At 59.7% G+C, this 1,688-nt stretch carries 2 protein-coding genes; both read left to right on the forward strand.

Going from position 1 to position 1,688, the window contains the following annotated elements:
- Window positions 1–1,181 (forward strand): midas domain-containing protein (locus Y705_RS22405; protein ID WP_049822725.1); only part of this gene is annotated, 1,181 nt, incomplete at its 5' end.
- A 110-nt stretch (window positions 1,182–1,291) separates the two neighbouring features.
- Window positions 1,292–1,688, forward strand: a 397-nt coding sequence (locus Y705_RS19815) for a dynamin family protein (protein ID WP_216698794.1), incomplete at its 3' end; no start/stop codon positions are given.

Raw genomic sequence — 1,688 nt, forward strand, 5'->3', positions numbered from 1 at the left:
ACGACAAGGATTACGGCAAGGACAAGGACGACAAGGACGACAAGGACGACAAGGACGAGCACGACAAGGATTACGGCAAGGACAAGGACGACAAGGACGACAAGGACGACGACAAGGGCCACGGCGGCGGTTGGGGCAAGGACGACGAGGACGAGCATTACGGCCACGACCACGGCTCCGACGACCACGGCCACGCCGTGCAGCAGATCATGCACGTCGTCAATAATTACTCCTACACGGTCACGGTGGACGACCGCGATACCAGTGTTGACCAGTCGGTAAACCAGAACATCTGGGCTGAAGGCGACGTGACGCAGATGTTCGACAACGACGCCTACATCGCGTCGGGCGACGAGGCTGTCGTCGTCAATTCCAGCACCTCCGGGGACACCACCCTGGACAACTCCGAAGACAACTCGGTCGACAACTCGGAAGACAACTCCACCACCATCACCGCCGAGGGCGAAGCGAACGTGGCGGTTGGAAACACGACCGTCGTGGATTCGTTCAACGACAACTCCGACAATTCCGACAACTCGGTCGAGGATTCGTACAACGACAACTCGGACAACTCCATCGATGCCGATGTAGACATCACGGATTCGTTCAACGACAACTCGACCACCACCGACAACTCGATCGACGCCGAGGTGGAGATCGAGGACTCCTTCAACACCGACAACTCGATCGACGCCGAAGTGGAGATCGAAGACTCCTTCAACACGGATGAGTCGGACAACTCGGTCAACACCGACGTCGTGCTGAACGACTCGCTCAACGACAACTCGGTCGACAACTCGATCGACGCCGACGTGGAGATCGACGAATCCTTCAACACCGACGAGTCGGTCGAGGTGGAGGACTCCTTCAACGACAACTCGGAGACCACGAAGGTGGAGGACTCCTTCAACGACAACTCGACCAACACCGAGGTGGACGTCGAGGTCGAGGACTCCTTCAACGACAACTCGGAGACGACGGAGGTCGAGGTCGAGGACTCCTTCAACGACAACTCGGAGACCACGGAGGTCGTGGTGGAGGACTCCTTCAACGAGGAGACGGAAATCGATGTCGAGTTCGAGGATTCCCTCAACGACAACTCGGTCGACGATTCCACGATCATTGCGGACAACGAGGTTGAAATCGAAGCCGATGTCGCTGTCGAAGCTGCAGCAGGCTAGTAGGTAAACACCAACCCGGTCTCACGGAACCGGCCCAACGGGAAGCACGACATCCCGTTGGGCCGGTTTTCGGGGTTCGGCCATAATCGTCCCGCAGAAGGAGTGTCACGGTGGTTGAGCTGGTCAAGCTGGTGGAAAGCGGTATCGAACTGGTGAGCGCGGGGGAGCGCCCTGACCTGCGACAACGTCTGGAGCAGACACGACGCCGATTGGCCGACCCGGATATCCGGGTCATCGTGGTGGGGGAGTTCAAGCAGGGTAAGAGCCAGCTCATCAACGCCTTGGTCAATGCGCCGGTCTGTCCCGTGGACGATGACATCGCCACCTCGGTCCCGACAGTGGTTCGCTACGGCACTCCGGCCACAGCGGTGGTTCTGGCGCCGAGTGAGAGCACCGAGCCGATTAACGGGGAGCCGGCACTGGAGCGGCGCCCGGTGTCGCTCAACGACATCGCGGACTTCGTGTCGGAGCGGGGCAATCCCGCCAACAAGCAGCGGCTCGCTGCCG

Origin of the sequence: Arthrobacter sp. H41, from assembly GCF_000520535.1 — a bacterium.
Taxonomy (GTDB): domain Bacteria; phylum Actinomycetota; class Actinomycetes; order Actinomycetales; family Micrococcaceae; genus Arthrobacter_D.